Here is a 1,839-nt window from a genome sequence, read left to right as displayed (position 1 = left end):
GCCTGCCTGGGATGGGCGGCCTGCCCGGCATGGGTGGTTTGCCCGGAATGGAAGGCATGCCCGGCGGGCGCTCCGGTTCCGGCAAATCGGCTGCGGCTAAAAAGCGCAAGAAAAAAGAGCGCCAGAAGCGCAAGAAAAAATAAGGCATTTCGCGGCAAGGAGCGCCGTCGTAGCGGCAACACCTCTTTGCGCCAGGGCTTTTCCGCCCTTGCCCTTTCCCGGGCGCAACGATAACATAACACCTCAAAGGGAGTTGGACTCATGGCTGTAAAGTTGAAATTGACCCGCCTCGGCAGCAAAAAGCACCCCTTCTACCGGGTAGTGGCCGCCACCGACGAAACCCGTCGTGATGGCCGTCCGCTGGAGTTTCTGGGCTACTATAATCCCATGACTGATCCGGTTGAAGTCAAGCTCGATGCGGACAAAATCAAGGAATGGCTGGCCCGTGGCGCTGAGCCTACGGACACCGTCCGCGCCCTGATCAAAAAACACATGGCCTAGCGCATTTCGCTAAGCTTCCGCCACGGCGGCAGATGCCCTGCGGCCTCCCGCATATCGTAAAAAATGGCGGGGATGGCCGTTTATGGGCAAATCGGCACTGCGCACGGCCTTTACTGTTCCGGGTATTCCCCGGTGCAGGCCCCTTTGGAGGTGTATAATGAAGGCCCTGATCGAATATATTGCCCGGTCCCTGGTGGATCACCCCGACGAGGTGCAGGTCAGCGAAGTGGAAGGTGAGCAGACTACCGTGCTGGAACTCAAGGTTGCCAAGGAAGACCTGGGCAAGGTCATTGGCAAGCAGGGGCGCACGGCCAGAGCCATGCGCACTATTCTGAGTGCCGCTTCCATCAAGTGCAAAAAACGCACTGTGCTGGAAATACTGGAGTAGCGTCAGGAAGTTATGGCCGATTCCTGGATTCATATGGGTACGCTTGCGCGACCCCACGGTATTAAAGGGGAGATCTGCATCGATTGGCATGCGGACTCCCCCTTGCTTTTGACAACCCCGCTCTGGCTTCAGGCGGGCGATGGCGAACCGCGTCGCGTGCGCCAGGTGGCTGTGCGCAGCCACAAGGGGCGTCCGCTGCTTTTGCTTGAAGGCGTGGTTGACCGCAACGCCGTTGAAGGGCTGCGCGGCTGTAAACTGCTGACCAAACGCGAGGCCCTGCCCGAACCGGAAGATGACGAAGTCTATCTGGAAGACCTGCTGGGCGGCGACGTTTTTCTGCCGGATGGAAAACGTCTGGGCAGGCTCGACCACTTTGAGTATCCCGCCGGTCTTGAGGTCTGGGTCATCATGACCGATGACGACCGCGAGGTGCTCTTTCCTGCACGGCCCGAATTTATTGCGGGCTTTGATCTGGAAGCCCCGGCTGTCATTATTGATCCGCCGGAAGGTCTGCTGGATATTTATCTTTCAGAAAAATAACCCGCCTGGCGCGGTATTTTGTGACTATGAACCCGCGCAAGCGGGTTTTTCCTTTATGGGCATTTGCTGTTCAATCTTGCCATGCGGTGGGCGCGCCTTATACTTACGTAATGTCATTTGCCGAATCAGAGGACGATCATGCCAGAACTGCCGGAAGTGGAGACTGTTGTCCGTACCCTGCGTCCCCATGTGCAGGGCCGCGTTATTGCTGATGCTCAGGTCTTGCGTGCCACGAGCCTTCATCCCCTGAGCCTGCCCTTGCAGCGGCTGCGGGGATGCCGCATCGCCGATGTGACGCGACGTGGCAAGCTGGTTTTGCTGCTGCTTGACCCGGCAAAGGCGGAAGATGCCGATGTACGCGCCATGAAAGGCCTGCGCCTGGCCGTGCATTTGCGCATGACGGGCCGTCT

4 protein-coding genes are annotated in these 1,839 nt (G+C 58.5%); all 4 read left to right on the top strand.

Annotated elements, in window-relative coordinates; all coding sequences use genetic code 11:
• Positions 1-261: 261 nt before the first annotated feature.
• Positions 262-501: a 30S ribosomal protein S16 gene (gene rpsP, locus V6C07_RS02485; RefSeq protein ID WP_012625424.1), complete on the top strand. Its 240-nt coding sequence runs from the start codon at positions 262-264 to the stop codon at positions 499-501.
• 154 nt (positions 502-655) lie between these two features.
• Positions 656-889, top strand: coding sequence for a KH domain-containing protein (locus V6C07_RS02480; RefSeq protein ID WP_333534805.1), 234 nt, complete (start codon positions 656-658; stop codon positions 887-889).
• Between the two features lie 12 nt (positions 890-901).
• On the top strand, positions 902-1,429 hold the full coding sequence (gene rimM / locus V6C07_RS02475) for a ribosome maturation factor RimM (protein WP_333534804.1): 528 nt from the start codon (positions 902-904) through the stop codon (positions 1,427-1,429).
• A 138-nt stretch (positions 1,430-1,567) separates the two neighbouring features.
• Positions 1,568-1,839: DNA-formamidopyrimidine glycosylase family protein (locus tag V6C07_RS02470; protein WP_333534803.1), on the top strand; the 272-nt coding region annotated here is incomplete at its 3' end.

It is taken from the genome of Desulfovibrio sp. 1214_IL3152 (assembly GCF_036763055.1).
GTDB lineage: Bacteria > Desulfobacterota > Desulfovibrionia > Desulfovibrionales > Desulfovibrionaceae > Desulfovibrio.
This window is presented reverse-complemented; position numbering and strand designations above follow the sequence as displayed.